The following is a 23687-nucleotide window of genomic DNA, read 5'->3' on the forward strand; positions in this document are numbered from 1 at the left end:
CTCTTTTCAGTTGGATCAAAGGGAAGCGATGCGGCGGGCGTATCGCCGTGATGGAATCTAAGTTTCCTAGGCCAGAGTTTTATGACAACCCAATGAAGGAAGCATGACAGCCTATCATCAATAAAACCATGTACTTGAGACAATGCGTCCCCGAATTGAACGCGCTTCCGGCCCTAAGCGCGCCCCTTCGGCTCTTTCCCGTAATGTTTGTTTAAGCAGGAACTTATAATTTTAGCAAAAGTCAGCCGGCGTAAACCATGGCCCGGCTCGGGAGCCGGCCCAATGTCCGACACATCGCCCAGAGGCGGAAAAGAGATGCGTCTCGAGCGCATCAATTACGGGAAGCTCGCCTCCGGCCCGGGGCTCTCGATCTCGCCGCAGGAAGGATACGGCGTCACGCGACGCAGCATCGGCCTCGATCCCGATTGGGATGCGGCGCTCTCTCCATCCCTTCTCCTCGGCGTGCGCCGGGTCGAGCCGGATCTCATCGAGCTGCAGGCCCGAGCCCGAGGCTGCTTCATCGGGCGGCCGGCGCCCCAATGGCCGGGCCCCGGCGCGCGGCCTTTCGTCCTGCTGCGGACGCGGTTCCGGCATGAGGACGGCGACCGGGGGCAAGGCCGGCTTTATCAGCAGAGCGCCGTCTGGCTGTGCGATTTCGAGAGCTGGCGGCGCCGGCCGGACGCACTGCTCGATCTCGCCGGCGCGCAGCTCGAAGCCGAACCCGATCTCGTCCAGGAAAGCGAAGCTGCGCGTTTCCAGTCGCCGCCCCTGCGCCGAGCCCCGCCGCCGGGACGGACCTTCTCCTCGCCGGGCGCGGCGTTTCTGCGCGAGGCGCTGATGCGCTACGCTCTTTCCCGCGAGAGCTGCGTAATGACCTTCGGAGCCGGCTGCGAATTCGGCTCCGAGGCCGCATATCTTTCGTCCGTGGGGGCGGCGTTGCGCCAATTGCCGCCGGATTATCCGCGCTGGCGCGAGATCAGCGTGCTGTCGGGCATAAGGCACAGCCTGCCCGGCATTTGCCTGCGCTTCCTGCCTTCCTACGCCGCGCCGCGGGCCGCGGCCTGATTCACCGCGCCCGCTCCGCCGGCGCAGATTGCGCTTCGCCTTCCGGCGAGGGAGAAAGATAGCGCTCGAGGGCGCTGGGCCGGCGCCGGCGCGGCGCGCCCCCGACATAATAGGCCTGGGGCCCGTCGGGATAGGCTTCGAGCCCCCCTCTCGCGCTCTTGGTGGGCCAGCGCATCCTGAGGCCGTGGAGCAGTCGCTGCTCGATCTGGGCGATGGTCATGTTGTCGACCACGTAAAAGCCCCGCCGGTCGACATGGGCGATTTCGTCGCGCACCAGCCGGTTGAGCAGCGCCGTCAGATTTTCCCGCGCATTCAGCGGCAACAGCTGGAACGTCGCCGCTTCGGGGTCGATTTCGCTCATGTCGCCGTGCACGGGCCTGGCGGCGCGGATCACCGCTTTCATGGCGCGGATTTCGGTGGGCTCGTCTTCGCCGTCGGTGAGGTCGATGGGCGCGCCGAACTGGCGCTTCTCGCGGGTTTCATAGGCGCGGCGGAAGATCTCCGAGAGGAACTTCATGATGAACACGAAAGCGTCCTGAGCCATCGCGACCGCCAGCGCCATGGTGGAGTCGGGCGTAAAGCTCCAGAAGGCCTCGCGCGCGAGTTCGAACTTGTTGCGCTCCGTGGTGTGGCCGCGCAGAAAATCGTCGCTCTTCTTCAATAGCTCGCGCACGTCGGTTTCGGACAGGCCGGCCGCGCGCGCGGAGATGACGCAGGCGTCGACCAGCTTTTTTGACTCGGCGAAACCCCTGGCGCCGGCGTCGGGCGCGGAAGATTCCCGTATCTGCGCGGCGATCTTTCCGATCTCCTCGCGAAGCTCGCCGTCGAGCGAGCATTTCTTGTCGAAGACCGCCCTCGCGGCGACGACTTCCTCGCGCGCCGCCAGGGCTTCGCGCGTCGGGCCGCCGGCGGGCTCGCAGGCGAAATCCGAAGCGATCGACTGGGGCTGCGCTCGGGCGTTGCGCGCCGCGGCCAGGATGGTCTCGCAAAGCGGCTTGGCTTCCCGCACCAGCCGCCAGCTCGGATCGGAGCGAAGCTGCTCGCGCGCGGCGTCGAGATCGCGCTCCAGGCCCTGCAGATCAGGCGCCGCCTCGGTCTTGGGAAGGGGGCGCTGCGTCACGACCGCAGCCTGCTCCGCCTTTTGCGCCAGGGCGATGGTCTGCGCGTTGAGCGCGTCGCGCTGCTTGAACGCCGCGGCGCGTTCGGCGACCGGGCCCGCCAGCGTGTCGCGTATGGTGGCCGCGCGCTTCAGCGCCTCGCTGGATTTCGCCCGATGGGAAAGACAATTGGCTCCGCAGGCGGCGCCGAGGCCGTCGAGACCTTTGGAGGCGTCCACGGCCGCCTGTTCCTCCTGCCGGGCGGTGGTGGAAAGGGCGGAGATTTCGTCCTGCTTGAGCTTGATGATGGCGTCGAGGTCGGCGACGCTGCGGTCGAGCTGCCTGATGCGGCCGCGGAGGTCTTCGAGCTGGCGCCCCGCCGCCTGGGCGTCGGCGAGCTCCGCCGCAGCCTGCCGGGCCGCGTCGGCGGCGACCTTCTGCTGCGCCTCCTGTCCCTTGCGGATCGATTCGCGCAGGGAGGCGGAGGCGCCGCGGGAGGCCTCGCTCAGAGAGTCGAGCCCGGCGAGATATTCCTTGAAGCTCGCCGAGGCCAGAATTTTGGCCGAGGCCTCGTCGTAACGCGCGGCGATTTCTTTGGAGGCGGGCAGCAGAACCTCGGTCGCAAGCTCCATCGGCTGCAGTTCGCCCGCGATCTTCTTGGAGGAGAGCTTGAAGATGTTGTTGTAATAATAGGTGAAGGAGAAAAAGGCGGAGATCGAGAACACAAAAAGGAACACCAGCGCGGTGATCGCCGTCTTGATGACCATTCGCTCGCGCGCCATCCTGCGCCGCGTGATCAGGCCGGCGAGGTCCGAGCCGAGCGACCAGGATGTCGAGGTCAGCATGACCAGTATGGCGCTGGTGCCGATGAAGGCGCCGAGGAAGCCGACCCAGTCGCCGCTCTCCTTCTGCATGATGTCGATCATGCCGCTGGAGGTCGTGTAGAACACCCAGCACAGCACCGGAGCGGCGATCCAAACGCCGATGCGGCCGAGGTTGATCTCCCGCGGCCAGTGCTGCCGGAAGGCGAGGGCCGCGAATCGCTCCTGCAGCGATGGTTTGGGAGCAGGCGCGCTGGGACGGGCGGGTTCGGTCGTCGCCGCGGCCTCGGTCATGAACGCGCTCCTCATTCAGGCGAAGATCTGCGCCGTCGCAAAATCCCGGCGCCGGCGTCCCGGCGCAACCTAGCACATGACTTTGGGGCCTAGAAATGGCGCGGAGCCCGAAAAGCGCAGGCGGCGGCGGCGCTGCGAGCTCGTTCCCGCCCGCGGGGCGTGGGTTTTCCTTGGCCCGGCTTTCATGTTAGGGACGATCGCAAAATGCTCGCGCGGTTCCTTCAAACCTGCGCAACGCGCTTCGCCTCCGGCGCGTTTTCCCTGGCGCATTGGTCGGGAAAACGGGCCGGAACGTCGTTTATCGGCATTTTCTGCGCCCGGCGGCTCAAAGTAGCGGCGGGGAAAATGCGCGCAGCCCCGCCGTTACCGAAGGCGGCTGAAACACACAGGGATAGAGCCTTGTCCATTCCTTTTCGCTATGTCGCCACTGTCGGTTCCTATCTCCTTCGCCAGAAGCTCCTCGGCCGCAAGCGCTATCCGCTGGTGCTCATGATGGAGCCGCTGTTCCGCTGCAATCTCGCCTGCGCGGGCTGCGGCAAGATCGACTATCCCGACCATATTCTGAACCGCCGCCTGCCGGTGGAGGACGCTCTCGCGTCGGTCGACGAATGCGGCGCGCCGGTCGTCGTGATCGCCGGCGGCGAGCCGCTCTTGCACAAGGATCTCTCCCAGATCGTCGAGGGCGTGATCGCGCGCAAGAAATTCGCCATCGTCTGCACCAATGCGCTCTTGCTGCAGAAGCGCATCGATCAGTTCAAGCCGAGCCCTTATTTCACCTGGTCGATCCATCTCGACGGCGACAAGGAGATGCACGACCACGCCGTCAGCCAGGAAGGCGTTTTCGAGCGCGCGGTCGAGGCGATCAAGCTCGCGAAATCCAAGGGCTTCCGGGTCACGACCAACAGCACCTTCTTCTCCAACACCGATCCCGCCCGCGCCGCCGCCTTCCTCGACGAGCTGACGAGGCTCGGCGTCGACGGCATGACGGTCTCGCCGGGCTACGCCTATGAGCGCGCGCCGGATCAGGAACACTTCCTCAGCCGCGCGCGGACCAAGGAGCTGTTCCGCGCAATATTGCGGCGCGGCCGCGGCGGCCGGGCCTGGGCGCTGCAGCAGTCGGGCCTGTTCATCGACTTCCTCGCCGGCAATGTCAGCTACCACTGCACGCCCTGGGGCATGCCGCTGCGCACCGTGTTCGGATGGCAGCGCCCCTGCTATCTGCTCGGGGAATCCTATGTTCCCACCTTCAGGCAGCTGATGGAGGAGACCGATTGGGACTCCTATGGCGTCGGCAATTACGAGAAATGCGCCAACTGCATGGTGCACAGCGGCTTCGAGGCCACCGCGGTCGAGGACAGCGTGATGCGTCCGTGGCGCGCGCTCAAGGTCGCGCTGTTCGGCGTGAGGACCGAAGGCCCGATGGCGCCGGACATTCCGCTCGATAAGCAGCGGCCGGCGGAATATGTCTTCGACGCCAATGTGGCGACGCTGTCCCAGCTACGCGAGCGCGAGGCCCAGGAGCGGGCCAAGCAGCCCTCCACAGCGGCGTAAGGTGGAGAAAGCCGCGCGGGCGTCGAAGCCTGCGCGGATCAGATCGCCGAGCTGGGCCGGCCGACGCGCAAGCTCCTTGGCCACAAAACCGACGTCGACGCCCCCGTCCGGCCTGATCGCCTGGCCGGCGAGGGGCGGCAGCGCCCGTCCCGCCGGATCGCTGATGACGCGCACGATCGCGAAAGGCAGATTATGCCGCCGCGCAAAAGCGTCGGCGAGATGCGATTCCATATCCACCGCCGCCGCTCCGCTGCGCTGTCGCAACAGGGTCTTCTCCGCGACGGTCATGACCGGCGCATCGACGCCGAAAACGGCGCCATGCCGCGCCGCGACCCCCGCGCCCGAAAAGCCTTCGAGCAGAATGCGGCCGAGCATGGGTTGGAGACGCTCGCTGGTCTCGGTGTCGCTCACGGCGCAGGTGGCGATGACGGCGTCTCCCGGCCGCAGAACCGGGTCCAGCCCGCCCGCAAGGCCGAAGCTCACCACCGCGGAATATTGGGTCGCGTCCTTCTCGGCGAGGGCGCTGCGCAGCGCATTCGCGTCGGCGCCGCTGCACAGAAAGGTTACGCCCTCTCCCCGCAGGCAATCGGCCTCCCGGGTCAGTCCGGTGATGACCAGGATCGGCGCCTGCGGACGCGAGCCTTGCTGTTTGCGCCGCCGATGGCCGCCCGTCATGCGCCATATCTCCCGATTGAAAGAAAGCCTCTCCAACGACTCGGACTAAGCCGTTTATTTTTGCCATGCGCGGGATTCGCGCACAAGCTCGGCTATTTGTGAGCCGAGCGCCTGCTGGCCGAACGCACAGTCTGACGGAATGGCGAATTGGGAGGTTTTTTCTTTGCGGTGTGCGAGCCCACCCTCGATGAAAGACGCGGGCTCACGCCGCTCGAACAAATGTTCGAGCGTGGGGAAAATCCGGATGTTTGAAGTGCTATGACAGCCGCGTCAGCGCGGGCTCTGGCGACGCCTCTCGCCTCAAGCGCAGCCTTGGCCGACGGGCGAAGAGCTGCTGCGCCTGCAGGCGCTTCTCATTCGCCAGCTTCGAAAGCTCCGGGAGTCTGCGCCGGCAATAGGTGAATATGCGGGGCGCCAGGATCAACGAGGCCGGGATGACGAGAGGCCAGACGCCAAGGGTCTGATGGCTGCAGGACATGAGTTACTCCTGAAAAAATGCGGAACGCCAAATCCGGTCACTGATCACGGTAATACGAAATCCGCTGGATTTCGTATTCCTTCGCCGCAAAAACCGCTGTCGACCAGTGATTTCTACGGCGGTGGTTACGCGTATCGCAAAGCGATCTCGCGGAAGTCATATAAAGACGCAACCTTGCAGTTTTTGGGGCAGGCTCTGGGCGCCGCGATCGAAGTATTCGCAAAAAAAGCGGCCCAGAAGGACCGCTTTTTCGATTCCCGTAGCTGCGAAAAGATCAAAGCCCCACGGTCACGGTCCTGGCGTTGGTCTCCCGCAGATTGCGGTAGCGCGCCAGCGCCCACAGCGGGAAGAATTTGGCGTAGCCGTGGTAGCGCAGATAGAACACGCGCGGGAAGCCGGTGGCGGTGAAGCGCGCCTCCTCCCACAGGCCGTCCTCCGCCTGCGTGCGCAGCAGATAGTCGACGCCCCGCGTCGCGGCCTCGCAATCGCGCTCGCCGGCGGCCATCAGCGCGAGCAGCGCCCAGGCGGTTTGCGAAGCGGTGGAAGGCGCCGGCTCATAGCCCTTGTAATCGAGCTTGTAGCTGGAAAGATCCTCGCCCCAGCCGCCGTCGGGATTCTGGATCGACTGCAGCCAGGCGACGCCGCGGCGATAGGCCTCGTGATCATGCGGCAGGCCGGCGGCGTTCAGCGCGCAGAGGCTCGACCACGCCCCATAGATGTAATTGGCCCCCCAACGGCCGAACCAGCTGCCGTCCGGCATCTGCTCCGACAGCAGATATTGCACGCCGCGGAAGAGGACCGCGCTCGTGTCCGGGGTCTCGCCGAGCTGGGCCAGCATCGAGACGCAGCGCGCCGAGACGTCGGCGGTCGGCGGATCGAGCAGCGCGCCATGATCGGCGAAAGGAATATGGTTGAGATAATGATAGGCGTTGTCGGCGTCGAAGGCGCCCCAGCCGCCGTTCTTGCTTTGAAGGCCCTCGACCCAGATGCGGCCCCGCTCCATCCGCTCGCCATAGGGCGCGTCGCCGCTCTCGCGGGAATAGCGATCCATCGCCGTGACCACCACGGCGGTGTCGTCGACATCGGGGTAATGGGGATTGGCGTATTGGAAAGCCCAGCCTCCGGGCGGCGTGTCGGGCCGCTGAACGGCCCAATCGCCTTTCACATCGAGGATCTGCAGCGGCGCCAGCCAGTCGAGCGCCTGTTTCACCCGGCTCTCGACGCCCCCAGCCTCCATCAGCGCGTGGCAGGCGAGCGCCGTATCCCACACCGGCGAGACGCAGGGCTGGCAATAGGCCTCATGCTCCTTGACGACCAGCAGAAGCTCGATCGATTTGCGCGCGGCGACGACGCGGGGGTCGCCGGCCGGAACGCCGAGCACGTCATACATCAGCAGGCTGTTGACCATGGCCGGAAAGATCGCGCCGAGGCCGTCGACGCCGTTGAGGCGTTCGGTGGTCCAGCTTTCGGCGCGGGCGATGGAAAGTTCGCGGGTCGCCTTGGGGAAGAAGGGCTCCACGACGCGCAGAATATTGTCCACCGTCCCGAAGATCGCGGTCCAGGGGAAGGTCTGGTGCTCACCCTTGGGCCACTCGCGGACCTCATCCGGCGGCGTCACGAAAAGCTCGGCGATATGGACCCCGAGCGGATTTTTCGCCCGCGGTTTTTTGGCCATCAGCACCAGCAGCGGCGCCAGAACGGTGCGCGCCCAATAGGACACCTTGTCGAGATGGAAGGGAAACCATTTCGGCAGCAGCATGATCTCGGCCGGCATCACAGGCACGCCGCGCCACGGGATTTCACCATAGAGCGCCAGCAGCGCGCGGGTGAAGACGTTGGAGGTCGCGGCCCCGCCATGGCGCAGGATCGCTTCGCGGGCGCGCGCCATATGCGGCGCGTCGATGTCGTCGCCGATCATCTTGAGCGCGAAATAGGCCTTCACGCTGGCGCTGATGTTGAAATCGCCGTCCTGGAACAGCGGCCAGCCGCCATGGGCGCCCTGCACCCTTCGCAGATAATTGGCGATCTTGCCCTCGAGCTCGGCGTCGACCGGCTCGGCGCGATAATGGCGCATCAGCACATATTCGGCGGGGATGGTGCAATCGGCTTCGAGCTCGAAACACCAATGGCCGTCGCTCTTGCCGAGGGCGAGCAGCGCGTCCCTGGCGCGCTCGACGCTCGCCTCAAGCGGATCGGCGGGGGCGGAAGGAACGGACAAAACGGGCGCTTCTGCGGTGGTCATGTCTCTGGCCTTCGTCCAATTGGACAAACGTTCAGCGAGTAGATTCAGCATATCTTCAGACTGGGATTCCCTTGGGCGCTCACGCGATTTCCGCTCGAACGAGTTCGTTCGAGCGATCAGAAAACGCGTAAAATCAAAAGCTGGAGCGAATTCCTATCGAAAAAGTCTGTCAACTTTTTCGGAAATTCGCTCAAGGTCGCACCACGATTTCGACGTCCTGTCCGAGCGGCGCCAGAAAGCGCAGCAGGCGCTCCACCGAAAACTGCCGGAAGTCGCCATGCAGCAATTTCGAGACATCCGGCTGCGTCACCCCGAAAAATCCAGCGGCCTCGATCTGGCGCAGGCCGCGTTCCCGCATGAGAACGGCGATCCGCCGCACCGGCTCGGCCTTTAAGAGGTTGTCGGTCTCCTGGACCATTCTGCTTCGGGGGCTCGGAGAGCATTCGCCAATCCGCAGGCGGCGCAGGGCCGACCGCTTGGCCTTCAGCGTGGCTTATAGTGATTTGGCTATAGGATCAAGCCGCGGGCGGACCTATCGCCCGGCATAGCCGGCCAGCGCCAGATCGGCGGCCTTGTATCCTGAGCGAATCGTGCCCTCGATCGTCGCCGGCAGGCCGGTCGCGGTCCAATCCCCGGCGAGCCAGAGATTGGGCCATTCGGTTTTCGCGCCCGGCCGGCGCGCCTGCTGGGCCGGCGTGGCGGCGAAGGTGGCGCGCTTCTCCTTGACGATCTGCCAGGGCGGCAGGTCTTCGGAAAGGCCGGTCGCGGCGGCGACTTCCCGCCAGATCCGCCGGGCGAGATCCTCGCGCGACTCGTCCATCAGCCGGTCCGCGCCGCTGATCGTCACCGAGAGACGGTCTGGAAAGGCGAACAGCCATTCGCTGAGGCTTCCGATCATCCCGAGCAGAAGCGGCTGGCCCTGCGGCGGCGCGACCTTGAAATGCGCGTTCAGAATGGCGCGGAAATCATCCGGCGCGACGAGGCCGGGAACGAAACCCGAGGCGGCCCAGGGCGGGACCGCCAGCACGATCTGGTCCTGCGGAGAGATCTCGACCGTTTCCTCTGGAAAATGAAGCGCACCCGCACGACCATCGCAAAAATCCAGCGCCTTCAGCCGCGCGCCGAAGCGGACCTCCGCTCCGAGCTCCCGCAGCCTCGTCAAGGCGGGATCGATGAAGGCGGCCCCGAGACCGTCCCTTGCGACCATCGGGCGGCAGGCGTCGCCGCCGGCCGCCAGCGTCTCGGCAAGCACGGCTCCGGCGAGTTCGGCGCTCGATTCTCTGGGCTCGGTGTTGAGGGCGGAGAGCAGCACCGGCCCCCACAGCCGCTCATAGAGCAGGCCGGAGCAATCCATCGTCTCGCCGATGGTCGCACCCTTTTTGGCGCGGAGCAGGCGGGCGGCTCCGAGATAATCGAGCGGTCTCGTTCCGGGCACGCGCCGCGAGGGAACCAGGACCCACCACGGCAGGCGGGAGGCGTTGGGCGCGAGCCGCCATCGCGAGCCGTCGCGCGCATCCAGAAAATCGAAGACGCATTGTTCGGGCGCGACCAGCGCGTCGCCGGCCCCGATGCGGCGGCAATAGTCCCGCGCCGCCGCATTGCCGGACAGCAGCAAATGGTTGCCATTGTCGATGGCGAGACCCAGCGCCGAATCATAATAGGAGCGGCAACGGCCGCCCGCCATGCGCGCGCCTTCGTGCAAAATCACGCGCCGGCCGGCCTCCGCGAGCCTGATCGCGCAAGAAAGACCGGCAAGACCGGCTCCGACGACATGAACGACATCGCTCATGGAAAAAACCCGCTATGCAAGAATATAACGTAGAAACACCGCCAGGACCGCCAGCTTCGAGGCGCTGACCTTCTCGCGCGGCGCTGTAAAGCCCCGCGCGCAAAGCCGATCGAGAATGGAGCGATAGGCCGCCGCCATCAGCGCCGGCGCCTTCACCGCATGAGCGGGACTGGCGGCGATGATCCCGGCAGCCGCCTTGAAATGCTCCCGCGCCTTGGCCGCGACCTCGGCGCAGGCGGCGCCGAGTCCTGGATGCGCAAGCACGGCTTTCGGCGAGAAATCGGTCATCCCTGCAGCGGCCAGCGCTTCTTGCGGCAGATAGAGTCGCCCGCGCTCGGCGTCTTCGTCGAGGTCGCGCAGGATATTGGTGAGCTGCAGCGCCCGCCCCAGATGGTGGGCGAGCATGCGCGCCTTCTCCAGCAATTGGGGAGAAGAGGCCTCGGCGAGGCCGAAGGCGTGGATCGAAAGCCGCCCGACGGCGCTCGCCACCCGATCGCAATAGAGATCGAGCGTCGCCCAATCGGGCGCGCAGATATCGCGGTCGACGTCCATCTGCATGCCGTCGATGACGGCTTCGAAATCCTCGCGCTTGAGCCCGTAGCGGCGGACGGGAGCCGCGAGCTGGATGCAGCTCTGGCGCACCCGGCCGGCGTAGAGTTCATCGAGGTCGGCGCGCCAGACATCGAGCTGACGCCGCCGGTCGGCGCGGTCGCCGTCTTCGTCGGCGATGTCGTCCACCGCCCGGCAGAAGGCGTAGATGGCGAACATCGCCTCGCGGCGCTCCGGCTCCAGCACGCGCATGGCGAGATAGAAGGAGCTTTTTTTGGCGGGCTCGGCCTTTTTTTGCGGGTCGAGCGCCGCGGCGTTGTCGATCGCGCTCATCGGCTGCGTCCCCGCTCGAGAATGCGGCGCATGAGCACGGCTGCGGCGCCGGCGGTCCCGATAAGGGCGAACTGCGCCTTGCCGGCGTGGACCTTGTCGCACAGCGGGTCGGCGACGCTCAGCTTTTCGACGAGGGTCTCGGCGAGGCTCTGGATCGCGCCCACCTCCATCGCCAGCCGCAGGTCGCGGATCCGTCCGGAAAACTCGCGCGACTGCGCGAGGAGCAGGCGGGTTTTGCCGGCGAGTTCCGCAATCGCGGCGCGGAGCTCAGGCGGCGAGCGCTCCCCGGCGAGCATTTCGACGCCGGCGCCGTGTCTCGCAAGGCAGTCCTGCGGAAGATAGACCCGGTTCAACTCCCGGTAGTCCTTGCCGCAGTCCTGCAGGTGGTTGATGATCTGCAGCGCTGCGCAAAGCGCGTCGTTGGGGCCCCATGATCTGGCGGCGTCCTCGCCATGAACGTCGAGGACATAGCGTCCCACCGGCATGGCCGAATAACGGCAGTAGTCGATGAGATCGTCCCAGTCGTCGTAGCGAAGCTTGGTCACGTCGCGGCGGAAGGCGGTCAGGAGATCGAGCGCATGCTGGGCCGCGACGCCCCGGTCCGCGAGGGTTTCCCGCAGCGCACGGGCGACCGGCTCGTCCGGCCCCTCGCCCAGCAGCGCCGCCTCCAGGCGGTCGAGCAAAACGAGCTTTTCGAGCGGCGATAGCGTCGCGTGGTCGGAAATGTCGTCGGCCGCGCGCACGAAATTATAGAAGGCGAGGACCGGGGCTCGTCTCTCGGGAGAGATCAGAAAAGACGCGACCGGGAAATTCTCGTCCCGATGCGACTTGCCCGAGGCCGTCTCTGCGATTGCGATCATGCCGGCGCTGCCCATGGTGCTTTATAAATTCCCGCGTAGATCCCGCTCGGGGCCAATTTTCGGCGAAGTAGTCGCTCTATGCTCAAGCAAAACCGCGTTAATGAGCCTGATAACGTCCCTTCCAGGCCCCGCCCCGCCCGCGCCCGTGCTGAAGCGCCGACTCTAGCGTGAACCACGTATAACAGGCGGCCACCAGGGGCAAGGCCAGGGCGCGCCAGCGCGAAAGCCCGTAGAAGCCCAAGCTCGGCATAAAGGCCTGAACCATCAGCGCATAGGCGACCAGCGCGGCCTCCCGGGCGGGAGTTTCGCCGAAAACGGCGAGCAGCGGCGGCGCCAGATAAACGATCGCCATGCCTATGAGCGCGCCGAATAGCCGCAGCGGCGAAAAGCCGAGCTGGGCGTAGGCCGAGCGCGTGACCATTTTTTCGATGTCGGCGAAATCGGGATAGGGCCGCAGGCTGTGGACGGACTGCGTCAGCCCGAGCCATATCGGCCCCTGTCTTTTCATCAGGGCGCCGAGCGCGCAATCGTCGATGAGGGCGCTTCGGATCGCGGCGAGGCCTCCCGCCCGAGCGAGCGGCTCCGGCCGCGCCAGCATCACGCCGCCGGCGGCGGCGGCGACCGCGGATTCGGGATCGTTCACCCGGGAGAAGGGATAGAGCATCTGGAAGAAAAACACGAAAGCCGGCACGAACCAAAGCTCGGCCGCGCTTTCGCAACGCAGCTTCACCATCAAAGAGGTGAGCACGGTCCCGCGCGCGAAGGCGCCCGCGACCAGACGCTCCAGAGCGACGGGCTCGAAGGCGATGTCTGCGTCGCAGAAGAGCACGAAAGCCGGCTGGGCCTCAAGGGCGCGCACATGGTCGAACCCACGCTGCATGGCGGCGAGCTTGCCGGTCCAGCCCGGAGCGGGCCCGTCTGAACCCAGCACCGTCAGCCGCTCCGAAGCGCCCATCTCCTCGGCGCAGGAGCGCGCGACCTCCCCCGTTCCGTCCGAACTCTGATCATCCACCAGGACGATATGCAGGCTTCCCGAGAATTTCTGGCCGAGCAGAGAGGAAACGCATTGCGCGACGACGTCCGCCTCGTTGCGGGCGGGCACGATTGCGACGACGCTCGCGTCTTTTGGAGCCGCAGCGCCTTCCGGGGCGAGGAAGCGGTCCTGTTCGGCGAGCCGCCAGAAACCGCCGTTGAAGGCGATGAGATAAAGCCAGGCTGCGAGCGCCATCAAGGCGACTGCGAGCGCGATCGTTTCCATTGGGAGCTGTGCTCGGGATGTTGGCGCTGCGAAAAGCGCGCCCATCCGGGCGCGTTCGAGCCTGCTCATAGCATTTCCGGCGCTTTGGTGGCCAGGGTTGCGCCCGGGACGCGCGGAGGGCCGGAATTGTCGGGGTTTTTTGCGAGTCCGGATCCAAGGGAAAAACCGGCGCGGCGAAACCCGGGATCAAACTTCGCGGAAACGTGCAATTTTCTTAAAAATGTCTTAGCAGCGTGAGCGGCCGCTCGAAGCCAAGCAAAACGACGGCGCCGGGCCGCGCTCGCCGCGCCGCAAGAGAGGGAGCTTTTATGAATAAGATCAATCTGATTAAAATCGCCGCCCTGGCCGGAGCCATGTACGCCTCACCCGCCATGGCGGAGCAGGTGTGGGCCCCGCCGGCCGAGATCGCAGGCAAGGTTCCGCAAGCTCAGGCTCAGGCCGAGACTGCGCCGGCCCCGGCGGCGCAGAAACCGGCGACCGCGGAGGACGCCAAGACCAAGCGCAAGGATTGCCGCGCCCAGGCCGACGCCAAGGGGCTCCACGGCAAGGCCCGCAAGGCCTTCCGGGCCGAATGCGAAAAGGCCTGAGAACAAATGGCGTCCCCAATTCAAGGGGACGCCGGGAAAATGTTTCACGCAGCGCCGAGCTCTTGCCAAGGCCAAGTCCTGGCGCCACAATTCCTTATAAGTCGTTTCCACAGGTGAAAGACGTTCGGGAGCCCGCCGTCGCGCCGCCGCCCGGACGCCCGTTTAAGGGTTTTCATGAGTTCGCCCCGGCCCGACGGCCGCATTTCGGAAAATCAGGCGAAAAGTCCGCCCCGTCATGGCGACCGCCGCCGGGCGGAAGGCGCGGACGCCTCCGTTTTCCCGCCAAATGCGCGCCTTCGCGACGGCTTCGCTTCCGAAAAACCCACGCCCCGGCCGCTGCCGCAGGAGATCGCCTTTCTCGCGGCCTTCGGCGCGCCTGGCGAAGTTCTCCTTTACGCTAGCGCTTTGGCGCGGCGCCAAGGCGTTTCGGCCGACGCCGCCCTGCTGGCCGAAGGCCTGATGGCGGAAGAAAGTTTCTACCGGCTGCTCGCCGCGCATCTCGGCGTGCGATTTCTGGAGCAGGGATTTAGGATCGCGAGTTCCGCCGACGCCGCTCACGCCGAGGAACTCGGTTATGCGCCGCTCGCCCCAAATCCGCTGGAGCTCAGATGGCTTTTTGCGCCGAAGGGCGCCGCAATTGGCACGCTGATCGGCGCCGCGCGAGGCAAGAACGCCCGGCCTCTTTTCGCGGTGACGACGCGCAGTCGCTTTCTGAAGGCGCTGGAGCAGGAACCATTGCGGCGAGCCGCGGCCGCCGCCCCGTTTTGTGCAGAACGCGCGGATCCGGAACTCTGCGCCCGGGGCGCGATCGGGCGCAGCGGCGCAGCGCTGGCCGCGTTTAGCGCGGCCCTGCCCCTCGCCTGTCTTTTTCTTCCCTTTGGTCCGGCGGCGCTGGGAGCCGCCCTCCTGCTCGCCGCATTATTCCTTGTGAGCGTCTTCACGCGGCTGCTGGCCGGCGCAGCGAGCTTCGAGCGCGACGAGCGTAATTTCGAGATCGCCGACGCGGAACTGCCGGTCTATTCCATCATCGCGCCGCTCTACAGGGAAGCCGCAGTCGTCCGCCAGCTTTCTTCGGCTATCGACGGTCTGGATTATCCCCGCGCCAAGCTCGACGTCGTTTTCATGGTCGAGGAAGACGATTTGGAAACGCAGGCGGCGCTGCGCCTCCATGGGCCCGCCGCGCCGCATCGGGTGATCGTGGCGCCCGCAGGCGCGCCGAAAACCAAACCCCGCGCCATGAATATCGCCGCGCCTTTTCTCCGCGGCGCCCTGGTCACCGTCTATGACGCCGAGGACATGCCCGAGCCGCGGCAGCTGCGCCGGGCCGCGGCGCTGTTCCGGCGGCTGCCGGGCGAGACCGCCTGCCTGCAGGCGAGCCTCTGCATCCATAATGGCGGACAAAATGCGCTGACCGCCCATTTCGCCCTGGAATATGCAGCCCTGTTCGACGTCTTCAACAAAGGCTCCAGCGTCATGGGAACGCCCATGTTTCTCGGAGGGACCTCGAACCATTTCCGCATCGAGGCCTTGGCGCAGCTCGGCTTCTGGGACGCCTACAATGTGACCGAGGACGCCGATCTCGGCCTGCGTCTCGCCCGCGCGGGATATCTCATTCGCACGTTCGACTCCGAGACCTATGAGGAAGCGCCGGCGCGGCTGAAGGCGCTTTTGAACCAGCGCAGCCGATGGCTCAAAGGCTGGATGCAAACGGCCTTGACCCATTGCCGCAATCCGAGACGCTTCATCCGCGACCTCGGGCCGGCGCGGGCGCTGGCCACGATCGGCCTGTTCGCCGGCGGGCTGGCCGGCCCGCTGCTGGGCCTCCCACTGACATTGGCTCTTTTTATCAACTGCGTATTCGGGAATCTGCTGGCGCCGGTGACGGGCGCCGAAATCGCGCTCTCGACGCTGTGGTGCTCCCTTGCGTTGTTCGGCGCGGCGGCGATCCTTTTCCCGCTCGTCCTCGGCATGGCGCGGCGCAGGCTGTGGCGACTGTGGCCGGCGCTGCTCATCACGCCGTTCTGGCTCCTGATGCTGACCGCTGCGGCCTGGCGCGCGCTATGGGAGCTGTGGAGAGAGCCGTACTATTGGCGAAAGACCGAGCATGGCCTGGCGGCGAAGGGGGAAGGTCGTCAATCGGCCTGAAACGGAACGCCCCCCGGCCCCGCCTCCCCAATCGGCGCCTCGAAAACCACCCGGGTTCCTTCGCCCGGAGCGCTGATGATTTCCAGCCTGCCGCCGAGCGATTGCGCCCGCTCCTTCATTCCGGCGAGCCCGAAATGCCCGCCCGGCAACCGGGAACTGTCGAACCCCGCGCCGTCGTCGGCGACGACGAGGCGAAGGCCTCCCGCCTGCTGCGATAATTCCACCTCCACCCCGCCCGCATTGGCGTGCAGCTCGACGTTGCGCAGCGCCTCGCGCAGGATGCGGTTCAGCGTCTCCGCGGTCTCGACCGGCAGAGAGAAAAAATCGATCTCGGATCGGAAGCTCGATTCCAACGGCCGGATATTTTGCATCCTTGCGGAAAAACCCTCCACGATCGCGGCGGGATCGCCATCCTCGCGTCTCGCCCGCAATTGCGTGATCGCCTCCCGGGCCTCGTCCAGGCCGGCCCGCGCCTGCGCCTGCAGATCGGCCAGCGCCCCGCGGGCGGAAGGGTCCGCCGTGGTTTTGGCGATGAGCCCCATTTCGAGGATCAGCGAGACGATCGAACGCACCAGAGTGTCGTGAAGATCCTGGGCGATGCGCAGGCGCTGCGAGGCGAGCGCCGCCGCACGGGCTTCCTCCCGCGCCTTTTCCTGCTCGGCGGCGAGGCGGCGCACATGGGTGACGTCGCGGCCCACCGCCTGGAATTCGCCGCCTCCCTCCGGCCCCGAGTAGCGCACGTCCCACCACAGCCACACCGCCTCCCCCAGCGCATTGCGCGCAGCCATTTCGAAGGAGGCCGGCCGTTCGGCGTAGCCGTCTAGGCGCCAGACATTCCGGGGATCGGCGGACGGAAACAGAACGTCGATCGGCCGGCCCAGCAGCGCGTCCTGAGCGAGCCCCAGAAACCGGGCGGCGAAACGGTTGGCGAAGGCGACCCGCCCATCGGCGTGAAAACGCACCACCAGATCGCCCGCGCATTCCACAATGTCGCGATAGAGCGTGTTCGCGATGTGGAGACGCGCGGCGACGGCCTCCGCCTGCTGCTGCAATAGCTGTTTTTCCCGGCGTCCCGAGGCGAGCAGCCTCTCGATCTGATCGCCGCCATGGTCGAGCGTGGTGACGATCACAAAAGATCGGCGCTCGGCGCTCCAGCTGATCGAGATCGTCACCCGCACGGCGCTGAGCTCCGGCCCCCGCATCGAGGGCAGAACGATGTCGTCGCCCTCGCCGCGCCTCAATGCCAGCAGCGCGCCTTCCATATGGAGCAGAAACGGGGAGGAGCAGAGCGATTCGCCTTCCGCCGGCAGCCACAGCGACAGAGGCCCATGACGCCGGGAGACGACAAGATCGGCGTCGGCCGTCCCGACCCCGAAATGCGCCCCCTCCAAGGCGAGCGCAAGGGTCCCCTCAGGTAAAGCCGACCCCTCGTATGTCATTGCTTTTCCAAAGACCGCGCCGTCCGAAGGCGAATTCGCGGTCGATTGCGGAGAGTTGGAGCGAAGCTTCCAGCGAAAAGCCGCTTCCCGGTCGTTCGCCGCGCGCTCCAGGCTCGATCGGCCCGGTCAGAGCAATAATTCAAAAACGGCCCCGGGCCCAAGCCGATTGCGCGACCGTCTTCCCCGCATGGATAGATTCAAAGTCCTTCGATCTGGTCGGGCTGCAAAAGCGGCAGAACCACCCGGAACGCCGCGCCCGAGCCGGAGATCGAGTCGATCGACAATTTCCCGCGGTGGCGCAAGACGATGTGCTTGACGATGGCGAGGCCGAGGCCGGTGCCGCCCTTCGAGCGGCTCTTGCCGGCGTCCACACGATAAAAGCGCTCGGTCAGGCGCGGAATATGTTCGGAGGCGATTCCGGGGCCATGGTCACGCACCGTAAAAATCGCTGCGGCGGAGCAGGTCCGCAGGGAAACCTCGATCCTGCCCTCGCCGTCGTCGGAGGAGCGGCCGTATTTTATGGCGTTTTCGACCAGATTCTCGACCACCCGAGCGAGCTCGTCCCGATCGCCCGGCACGATGACATTGGGAGCGAGCTCGATCTCCATGACGAGTCCGCTCTCCTCGGCCATGGGGGCGAGAGTGTCGCAGATATGGGCGACCAGCATGGTCAGATCGACGGGCGTGTCGGGCCGCAGATGCAGATGCTGCTCGATGCGCGAGAGCGAAAGAAGATCGTCAACCAGCCGGGCCATGCGCTGGGCCTGCTCCCGCATGATGCCGAGGAAGCGCTCGCGGGCCTTGGCGTCGTCGCGGGCCGGGCCCTGCAGCGTTTCGACGAAGCCGAGCAGCGAAGCCAGCGGCGTGCGCAGCTCATGGCTGGCGTTGGCGATGAAATCGACCCGCATCCGCTCGACCCGGCGCGCTTCGGTGAGGTCGCGCAGACTGATGATGACGGCGGGCTCATAGCCGTCGAGGCGCAAAGGCGCGAGATGAGCCTCGAACCAGCATTCGACCGGCTGGCGCTCCACCCATAAGACCTTCTCCGCGCCGCCGCCGGCGAGGATGCGGTCCAGGGCGTCGAGCACATCGGGAGAGCGCAGGCTGCGGGCGAGCGGCTCGCCGAGGCGCAGGGAGGGCAGCACGGAAAGCGCCGCCGGATTGGCCGCGACGGCGTGAACTTCGGAATCGATGACGAAGATCGCCTCCGGCAAGGCGCCGATCATCGTCGCGAGCCAGGTTTCGTCATAGCAATATTTGACGGCGTCGCGTTTCAAGCCGGTTTCTTCTCCCCCCGCGCCGGGCGCGCTCATGGCGCGCCCCTCCGCTCTGCGGCCTTGAAAAAACCGCCGAAGGCCTCCGCCCAGAGGCCTGCGCCGCCCTGGCTGGCGATGAGCGCCAGCGAGGCCGCGAAGGGGATGAGATAATAGATCGCGCGGAACAACAACAGAGCTGCGAGCAGCGCCTCCTGCGAAGGCGCCGGAACGGCGCTGAGCATGGCGGCCTCGAAAACCCCGACCCCGCCGGGAGAATGGCTGATCGCTCCGAGCAGCGCCGCAAAGACATAGATCGCCGCGAGGGCGGGAAAGCCCAGCGCCTGGCTTTCCGGCGGCAGGAGGGCGTAAAGCGTCGCCGCGGCGCAGCCGATGTCGGCCAGCCCCAGCGCGAGCTGGACGAGGGTCGCGCGCAGTCCGGGCAGATCGATTTCGCGGCGCAGGAAACGCAGCTTGCGGCGGGCCTGGGCGACCCATGCGCCATAGGCCGCGATCAGGGCGAGGAGAAATGCGCCGAGAAAGAAATTCGCCGCAGCCGGGAGGTGATCGATCGGCGCGAGGGGCCCTGCGGCGGAGATCAGCCCCAGGCAGAGCCATCCGGCCATGCCGAGCCAGAAGGTGAGGCTGGCGATGAAAGTGACCACGGCGATCTGGCGCGCGTTCAGCGCCACCCCGGCGTAGATCCAGTAGCGCACCGCCGCGCCGGTCAGAAGCGGAAATCCGAGCGTGAAGGAAAAGGCGTTGGAGGTGAAGGAGGCCATCGCCACGGCCGCGGCCGGAGCGCGCGCCCCGATCTGGCGCAGGGCCGCGAAATCATATCCGGTGAGCGCGAGATAGGACAGGCCCGTGAAGAACAGCGCTTCGCCTATGGCGCCGCCGCGGATTTGCGCGAGAGCCGTAGCGACGTCGGCGAATCGCATCTGCGCCAGGGCGCAGCCGATCGTATAGGCCGCAAGAAGGAACAGGATCAGGCTCATCACACCGCCGAGCAACGCCGCCGCGCCTTGCTTCGGCCTTTGCACAGGCTGCTGCACAAGCGCCGGGAGCGCTGAAAACTCAGGCCTTTCCCGCATCTTTTTTCCTCTTTGGAGCGGCGCGGCGGCCTCTCGAATAATCGCGCGGAGCCCTGGCGCCGGCCGAAGCGCCGCTCGCCGCCGAAGCGGCGCCGAGATCGACTTTCGGGCTCAAAGCGTGACAAGACGATGACGATTCATGAGGAATCGCGGTTCGACGGTCAAAACAGCCCGTGCACGAACCAGGGGGCGCAGGCGCATTCCTCGCCGAGCAGGCCTTCTCGATAAATCCAGAAGCGCCGGCCTTCGCGGTCGACGACGCTGAAATAATCGCGGGTGAAGGCGTTTTTCGGCGCGCGCCACCAGGGCGGCGCAATGCGCTCCGGCCCCTCGAAGGCGACGGTCTCGTGCAGGGCCCGCCGCCAGCGGAAGCGCAAGGGCGGTCCGTCGGGCGCCAGGGCCATCGCCTCGATGGGTTCGGGTCGTTCGAACAATCTTGCGGGACGCGAGGGCGTCGGCGCGAAACCTTCCCTCGCAGCCGCGGCATGGGAGAGATCCGGCGCAACGGAGGGGGAAGGCGCGGGATAGGCCGCCGGGATCGCGGCGATGGCGAATTCGGGCAAATGGGCCTGCTGCGGATAAAGGCGCAGCACCCGGCGCAATCCCAGCCGGGCTCCGAGGCGGTCGACGATATCGGCGAGGTCGGGCGCTAGAGCGCATTCCGCAAAAGTTGACTGGCTTTTGCGATAAGAATGCGCTCCAGCTATTTGATTCTGATGCGATTTCTTATCGCCCGAACGATCATAGGGCGTCCCTTTGGACGCCCATACAGGACGGGCTATGTCGAGCGCTCCGGGAGCTGCGGATTCATCCTCCCGCAAGCCGAGCGGGTTCTGCTCGTCGTCCATCCGCTCGACCGCATCGGCGCAAAGGCGCAGCACATCGAAGCCGAAGCCTGCGTCCAGCCCGTCTTCCTCGCGGAGCCGCGCGAGACGTTCGCGCAGGAGCGCGAATATGCGCGCGGGATCGCGCAGGGGCCGGCTGGTCCCCGTCCTCACCCGCTTCACGGCGCCGTCGACGCGATAAAACACCGCCTCCAGCTCCCGCGCCCCGACGCCCTCGCGCTCCAGCAAGGGCCGCAATTCGTCCGCGAGGCGCCGCAGAGTCGCCTCTATGTCCGCCAATTGAGTCAATCCATCGGGAAAACGCCGTTCAGCCATGAAAGCCGGAGCCTCGAAACGCGGCGTGATGGGATCGCGGATGCGGCAGGTCAGCGCGTCGAGGCTCGTCAGCGCCCGTTCCCCGAAACGCGCCGCCAGCGGCGCGCGCGGGCGGGCGAGAAGATCGCCGATGCGGCGCAGGCCGGCTCTAGCCATGGCCGCGAGCACGCCTTCGGCGAGACCGAGGGCGGCGATCGGCAGTTCCGCCGCCGCGGCGTCTATGTCCTCCTGGGCGGCCTCTGCCGGAACAATGTTCACATCGGAAAAGCGCGCCAGAGCCCGCGCCAGAGCCGGTCCCGGCGCCAAAGCCGTCCGGGCGCAAAATCCCTGGGCGGCGAGACGGCGCCCGATCTCTTCGAGCAGGCTGGCTTCGCCGCCGAAAAGCTGCGCCGCCCCGGTTACGTCGAGCATCACGCCGTCGGGAGCGTCGAGCGCGGCCAGGGGCGTGAAGCGGCGATGCCAGTCGGCGACGGCCTCCAGCATGGCGGCGTCGGATTCAGGATCGTTCTCCTCCAGCGCAAGAGCGGGATAAAGCGCGCGGGCGTCGGCGACCGCCATGCCGGGGAAAACCTTCCGCCTTTGCGCGGCGGCGTTGACGGCGACGATGCGTTCGGCGCCCTTGACCTTGCGCCACAGCGCGAAAGGCCGTTCAGCCGCGTCGCCGCCCCGGCGCAAAATCCGGTCGGTCGGCAGCCTCGGCAGGAACACGCTCAGGAAACGCATGACGAAACACAGCCTTCTCGGGGTCAAAGGAAATTTCGCGCCAGGCCAGGGGATCGAACGCGCCGAAAAGGCCGGCGCGCGCCTTGGCGACGCGCAGGCGCCAGCCGAGCGGACCCGGCGTCCCGAGAGACGACGCCCCGGGCCGGGCCGGCGCCGGAAGCGAGAGCGGCGGCCGCGCGGCGACCTCGAAGCGCAGCTGCGCCGCGCTGCTCAGCCTGCCGGCCTCGCCGCAAGGGCGCAGCAGAAGCAGGAGACCGCTGCCGCCGCCGCGGCTTGCCGCCAGCAGCAGCCGGCGCGAGGCGGAAAGGCCATAGGCCCGGGGCGCGATCCAGCTTTCGGCGACAACCGCCGCGGCGCGGGCTTTGAGCGCCTCCTCCATCGCCCACAGGGTTTCGGAAGGCCCGCGCGTGCGCACGAAAACCAGCCGGGAAAGATCGAGGCCCAGCGCCTCCAGCCCCCTGCCGTAGGGCAGGCCGATCTCGCGCGCCGCCATGTCCTCGCTGATCCAGACGACGCCGCCGTGCGGGCGCGCGGCGCAGGAGCGCAAGGCGAGAGCGCAGGCGAAGCCCGCCGCGGCGCCGCAGTCGCGGGGATGGGCGGGAAGGATCTCGCCGAGGCCGCCCCCCGAAAGATTTTGCAGCAGAAGCTCGGGAGAATCCTGCGGCGCGAGAACCGGAAAGACGCCGGCTTCCCTGCCCGTGGCATCGCCGCCGCCGGCCGCTCCGCCGCGCGCCTCGAGGGCGGCGATGCGCCGGCGCAAAAAGAGAATGCGTTCGGAAACGCTGTTCCGCGTCATCGAGCTTCGCCTTGTGTTCTTGATATGTTCTATGCTGGAATCCTTAATGAAAAGAGTCAAGCGTCAGGGGCGCGGCGGCGTCCTCGAATCTCTGCCGGCTCGTTCGGTCATACGGCTTCCGCGAGATCGCTTCGCGATCCGCAGAAGCGACCGCCGCAAAAATCGCCGATCGGCATCGCTTTTTGCGGCGAACGAATACGAAATGCCGCTCCAGTCGAGCGGATTTCGCATCAGTCCGCCGCAGCAAAATGCGCGAACTGGTCTGCCTGCGCCTTTACGAAGGACGGGCGCGCCGTGGCGCGCGCGACATAGCCGCGACAGGCGGGGCGCTCCGCCAATCCCCCGAACCGATCGACGAGGCGCAGCACGTCCGCCATGAGTATGTCGGCGACGGAGAATCGCCCCGCGACCAGCCACTCGCGGCCCGCCAACGCCTTCTCCATGTGGCGCAGGCGGCTCTCGAGAAATTCGTCCAGATGCTTGCGTCCCGGCGTTTCGGACGTATCGCCGAAGAACTTGAATATGGACCAGGGCAGGCTCGCGGCCTCGACGGAATTGAGCGCCGAGAACAGCCATTGGATGACTTCGCTGCGGCCGCGCCGGTCGGTCGGCATCAAGGCTTCGCTGCGCTCGCCCAGATGAAGCAGGATCGCCCCGCTCTCGAAGATCGAAATATCGCCGTCGATCAGCCAGGGGGTCTGGCCGAAAGGCTGGCGCCTGAAGTGTTCGGCGCTGCGTTCGCGAAACGGCGTGCTCTCGACGCGATAGGGCAGTCCGGCTTCCTCCAGCGCCCAACGCACGCGTATGTCGCGCACATGTCCCCGAGGCGTCTCGGGGACCCAGTCGAAGGTCACGAGAGTGAGCTGGCCCATCGAAATTTCCCTCATTACTTAAAGAAATAGTTGACGCTTCTCGAAATCCAAACCGGGACGGCAGCGGGGCCGCGACAGTTTTCTTCTTGTTTTCAGCAGCGAAACAGAACAATCTGCCCCATCGATCCGATTCCGGGATTGAATATTTTGGGAGGCCTTTCAATGGAACGCCGTGAATTCATGGCCGCGCTCGGCGCGGTCGCCGCCGCCGCTTCGGTTTCTTCCGCCATGGCCGAAGAGGGCAAGCACGTCCATAACCATCCGCCCAAATACAAGGGCCTGTCCGAAGCCTCCGGCAAATGCGTCGCCGAAGGCGACAACTGCCTGCGTCATTGCTTCGGCATGCTGTCGATGAACGACACGAGCATGGCCGATTGCACCAAGATCACCTACGACACGATCGCCGCCTGCGGCGCGCTGCAAACCCTCGCCTCGGTGAATTCCAGCTACACGCCCGCTTTCGCCAAGGTCGTCGCGCAGCTCTGCGTCGACTGCAAGAAAGAGTGCGACAAATTCCCGCAATACAGCGAATGCGTGGCCATGGCCGCGGCCTGCAAGGCCTGCGCCGAAGAGTGCCAGAAGGTCGCGGCGTAATCGCCGCCTAAA

General features: G+C 66.3%; 20 protein-coding genes. 5 read left to right on the top strand and 15 right to left on the bottom strand.

What is annotated here, in order from left to right; all coding sequences use genetic code 11:
* Nucleotides 1–282: 282 nt before the first annotated feature.
* Nucleotides 283–1065 (top strand): hypothetical protein, encoded by a 783-nt coding sequence (locus tag H2LOC_RS15845; RefSeq protein ID WP_154331683.1) that lies wholly within the window; start codon nt 283–285, stop codon nt 1063–1065.
* 1 nt (nt 1066) lies between these two features.
* Here the strand turns inward: H2LOC_RS15845 and H2LOC_RS15850 are convergent, their stop codons facing one another.
* On the bottom strand, nt 1067–3277 hold the full coding sequence (locus H2LOC_RS15850) for a hypothetical protein (RefSeq protein ID WP_154331684.1): 2211 nt from the start codon (nt 3275–3277) through the stop codon (nt 1067–1069).
* 399 nt (nt 3278–3676) lie between these two features.
* Here H2LOC_RS15850 and hpnH point away from each other — a divergent pair, with 399 nt between their 5' ends.
* Nucleotides 3677–4828 carry an adenosyl-hopene transferase HpnH gene (gene hpnH / locus H2LOC_RS15855; protein ID WP_136498005.1) on the top strand — a complete coding sequence of 384 codons (1152 nt, stop codon included), beginning with the start codon at nt 3677–3679 and terminating at the stop codon, nt 4826–4828.
* Here hpnH and H2LOC_RS15860 read toward each other — a convergent pair.
* The 8 genes from H2LOC_RS15860 to H2LOC_RS15895 all read right to left on the bottom strand — a co-directional run bounded on the left by H2LOC_RS15860 (nt 4775) and on the right by H2LOC_RS15895 (nt 13012).
* Complete coding sequence (locus tag H2LOC_RS15860) at nt 4775–5503, bottom strand: phosphorylase family protein (RefSeq protein WP_136498004.1); 729 nt, start codon at nt 5501–5503, stop codon at nt 4775–4777. The genes hpnH and H2LOC_RS15860 overlap by 54 nt on opposite strands.
* A 256-nt stretch (nt 5504–5759) precedes the next feature.
* On the bottom strand, nt 5760–5981 hold the full coding sequence (locus H2LOC_RS15865; protein WP_136498003.1) for a hypothetical protein: 222 nt from the start codon (nt 5979–5981) through the stop codon (nt 5760–5762).
* Nucleotides 5982–6255: 274 nt separating this feature from the next.
* Nucleotides 6256–8223, bottom strand: coding sequence for a squalene--hopene cyclase (gene shc, locus H2LOC_RS15870; RefSeq protein ID WP_136498002.1), 1968 nt, complete (start codon nt 8221–8223; stop codon nt 6256–6258).
* A 190-nt stretch (nt 8224–8413) separates the two neighbouring features.
* A complete protein-coding gene (locus tag H2LOC_RS15875; protein ID WP_136498001.1) occupies nt 8414–8641 on the bottom strand; it encodes a helix-turn-helix domain-containing protein in 228 nt (75 codons plus the stop codon).
* A 114-nt stretch (nt 8642–8755) separates the two neighbouring features.
* Entirely contained in the window at nt 8756–10012 is a 1257-nt protein-coding gene (gene hpnE / locus H2LOC_RS15880; protein ID WP_136498000.1) for a hydroxysqualene dehydroxylase HpnE, read from the bottom strand.
* 12 nt (nt 10013–10024) lie between these two features.
* On the bottom strand, nt 10025–10894 hold the full coding sequence (gene hpnD, locus H2LOC_RS15885) for a presqualene diphosphate synthase HpnD (RefSeq protein WP_136497999.1): 870 nt from the start codon (nt 10892–10894) through the stop codon (nt 10025–10027).
* Nucleotides 10891–11754: a squalene synthase HpnC gene (gene hpnC / locus H2LOC_RS15890; RefSeq protein WP_136497998.1), complete on the bottom strand. Its 864-nt coding sequence runs from the start codon at nt 11752–11754 to the stop codon at nt 10891–10893. The genes hpnD and hpnC overlap by 4 nt, the downstream gene beginning before the upstream one ends.
* 97 nt (nt 11755–11851) lie before the next feature.
* Nucleotides 11852–13012, bottom strand: coding sequence for a glycosyltransferase (locus H2LOC_RS15895; protein WP_136497997.1), 1161 nt, complete (start codon nt 13010–13012; stop codon nt 11852–11854).
* A 308-nt stretch (nt 13013–13320) separates the two neighbouring features.
* Here H2LOC_RS15895 and H2LOC_RS15900 point away from each other — a divergent pair, with 308 nt between their 5' ends.
* Together H2LOC_RS15900 and H2LOC_RS15905 are read left to right on the top strand one after the other, a co-directional pair.
* A complete protein-coding gene (locus H2LOC_RS15900) occupies nt 13321–13599 on the top strand; it encodes a PsiF family protein (protein ID WP_246206860.1) in 279 nt (92 codons plus the stop codon).
* Between the two features lie 174 nt (nt 13600–13773).
* Complete coding sequence (locus tag H2LOC_RS15905; RefSeq protein ID WP_154331685.1) at nt 13774–15744, top strand: glycosyltransferase family 2 protein; 1971 nt, start codon at nt 13774–13776, stop codon at nt 15742–15744.
* Here the strand turns inward: H2LOC_RS15905 and H2LOC_RS15910 are convergent.
* The 6 genes from H2LOC_RS15910 to H2LOC_RS15935 form a co-directional block, all read right to left on the bottom strand.
* The gene (locus H2LOC_RS15910) at nt 15732–17183 is read right to left on the bottom strand and encodes a sensor histidine kinase (RefSeq protein WP_136497995.1); all 1452 of its coding nucleotides are present in this window, start codon (nt 17181–17183) and stop codon (nt 15732–15734) included. The two genes, H2LOC_RS15905 and H2LOC_RS15910, sit on opposite strands and share 13 nt — an antisense overlap.
* Before the next feature lie 197 nt (nt 17184–17380).
* A complete protein-coding gene (locus H2LOC_RS15915) occupies nt 17381–18409 on the bottom strand; it encodes an ATP-binding protein (RefSeq protein ID WP_246207194.1) in 1029 nt (342 codons plus the stop codon).
* 83 nt (nt 18410–18492) lie between these two features.
* The gene (locus tag H2LOC_RS15920) at nt 18493–19530 is read right to left on the bottom strand and encodes a lysylphosphatidylglycerol synthase domain-containing protein (RefSeq protein WP_136497993.1); all 1038 of its coding nucleotides are present in this window, start codon (nt 19528–19530) and stop codon (nt 18493–18495) included.
* A gap of 161 nt (nt 19531–19691) precedes the next feature.
* Complete coding sequence (locus H2LOC_RS15925; protein WP_136497992.1) at nt 19692–21413, bottom strand: Y-family DNA polymerase; 1722 nt, start codon at nt 21411–21413, stop codon at nt 19692–19694.
* Entirely contained in the window at nt 21340–22209 is an 870-nt protein-coding gene (locus tag H2LOC_RS15930; protein ID WP_136497991.1) for a hypothetical protein, read from the bottom strand. Before H2LOC_RS15930 ends, H2LOC_RS15925 begins: the two co-directional genes overlap by 74 nt.
* Before the next feature lie 230 nt (nt 22210–22439).
* Nucleotides 22440–23081: a glutathione S-transferase family protein gene (locus H2LOC_RS15935; RefSeq protein WP_136497990.1), complete on the bottom strand. Its 642-nt coding sequence runs from the start codon at nt 23079–23081 to the stop codon at nt 22440–22442.
* Nucleotides 23082–23243: 162 nt separating this feature from the next.
* Between H2LOC_RS15935 and H2LOC_RS15940 the strand changes: the two genes are divergently transcribed.
* Nucleotides 23244–23675: a four-helix bundle copper-binding protein gene (locus H2LOC_RS15940; RefSeq protein WP_136497989.1), complete on the top strand. Its 432-nt coding sequence runs from the start codon at nt 23244–23246 to the stop codon at nt 23673–23675.
* The last annotated feature ends 12 nt before the right edge of the window (nt 23676–23687 follow it).

This window comes from Methylocystis heyeri (assembly GCF_004802635.2).
Taxonomy (GTDB): domain Bacteria; phylum Pseudomonadota; class Alphaproteobacteria; order Rhizobiales; family Beijerinckiaceae; genus Methylocystis; species Methylocystis heyeri.

Excerpts from the sequence above, each read along its gene's own strand:
- H2LOC_RS15845 (WP_154331683.1), top strand. The coding sequence starts at position 283 with ATGTCCGACACATCGCCCAGAGGCGGAAAAGAGATGCGTCTCGAGCGC.
- H2LOC_RS15850 (WP_154331684.1), bottom strand. The coding sequence starts at position 3,277 with ATGACCGAGGCCGCGGCGACGACCGAACCCGCCCGTCCCAGCGCGCCT.
- H2LOC_RS15860 (WP_136498004.1), bottom strand. The coding sequence starts at position 5,503 with ATGACGGGCGGCCATCGGCGGCGCAAACAGCAAGGCTCGCGTCCGCAG.
- H2LOC_RS15865 (WP_136498003.1), bottom strand. The coding sequence starts at position 5,981 with ATGTCCTGCAGCCATCAGACCCTTGGCGTCTGGCCTCTCGTCATCCCG.
- shc (WP_136498002.1), bottom strand. The coding sequence starts at position 8,223 with ATGACCACCGCAGAAGCGCCCGTTTTGTCCGTTCCTTCCGCCCCCGCC.
- H2LOC_RS15875 (WP_136498001.1), bottom strand. The coding sequence starts at position 8,641 with ATGGTCCAGGAGACCGACAACCTCTTAAAGGCCGAGCCGGTGCGGCGG.
- hpnE (WP_136498000.1), bottom strand. The coding sequence starts at position 10,012 with ATGAGCGATGTCGTTCATGTCGTCGGAGCCGGTCTTGCCGGTCTTTCT.
- hpnD (WP_136497999.1), bottom strand. The coding sequence starts at position 10,894 with ATGAGCGCGATCGACAACGCCGCGGCGCTCGACCCGCAAAAAAAGGCC.
- hpnC (WP_136497998.1), bottom strand. The coding sequence starts at position 11,754 with ATGATCGCAATCGCAGAGACGGCCTCGGGCAAGTCGCATCGGGACGAG.
- H2LOC_RS15895 (WP_136497997.1), bottom strand. The coding sequence starts at position 13,012 with ATGGAAACGATCGCGCTCGCAGTCGCCTTGATGGCGCTCGCAGCCTGG.
- H2LOC_RS15900 (WP_246206860.1), top strand. The coding sequence starts at position 13,321 with ATGAATAAGATCAATCTGATTAAAATCGCCGCCCTGGCCGGAGCCATG.
- H2LOC_RS15905 (WP_154331685.1), top strand. The coding sequence starts at position 13,774 with ATGAGTTCGCCCCGGCCCGACGGCCGCATTTCGGAAAATCAGGCGAAA.
- H2LOC_RS15910 (WP_136497995.1), bottom strand. The coding sequence starts at position 17,183 with ATGACATACGAGGGGTCGGCTTTACCTGAGGGGACCCTTGCGCTCGCC.
- H2LOC_RS15915 (WP_246207194.1), bottom strand. The coding sequence starts at position 18,409 with ATGATCGGCGCCTTGCCGGAGGCGATCTTCGTCATCGATTCCGAAGTT.
- H2LOC_RS15920 (WP_136497993.1), bottom strand. The coding sequence starts at position 19,530 with ATGCGGGAAAGGCCTGAGTTTTCAGCGCTCCCGGCGCTTGTGCAGCAG.
- H2LOC_RS15925 (WP_136497992.1), bottom strand. The coding sequence starts at position 21,413 with ATGCGTTTCCTGAGCGTGTTCCTGCCGAGGCTGCCGACCGACCGGATT.
- H2LOC_RS15930 (WP_136497991.1), bottom strand. The coding sequence starts at position 22,209 with ATGACGCGGAACAGCGTTTCCGAACGCATTCTCTTTTTGCGCCGGCGC.
- H2LOC_RS15935 (WP_136497990.1), bottom strand. The coding sequence starts at position 23,081 with ATGGGCCAGCTCACTCTCGTGACCTTCGACTGGGTCCCCGAGACGCCT.
- H2LOC_RS15940 (WP_136497989.1), top strand. The coding sequence starts at position 23,244 with ATGGAACGCCGTGAATTCATGGCCGCGCTCGGCGCGGTCGCCGCCGCC.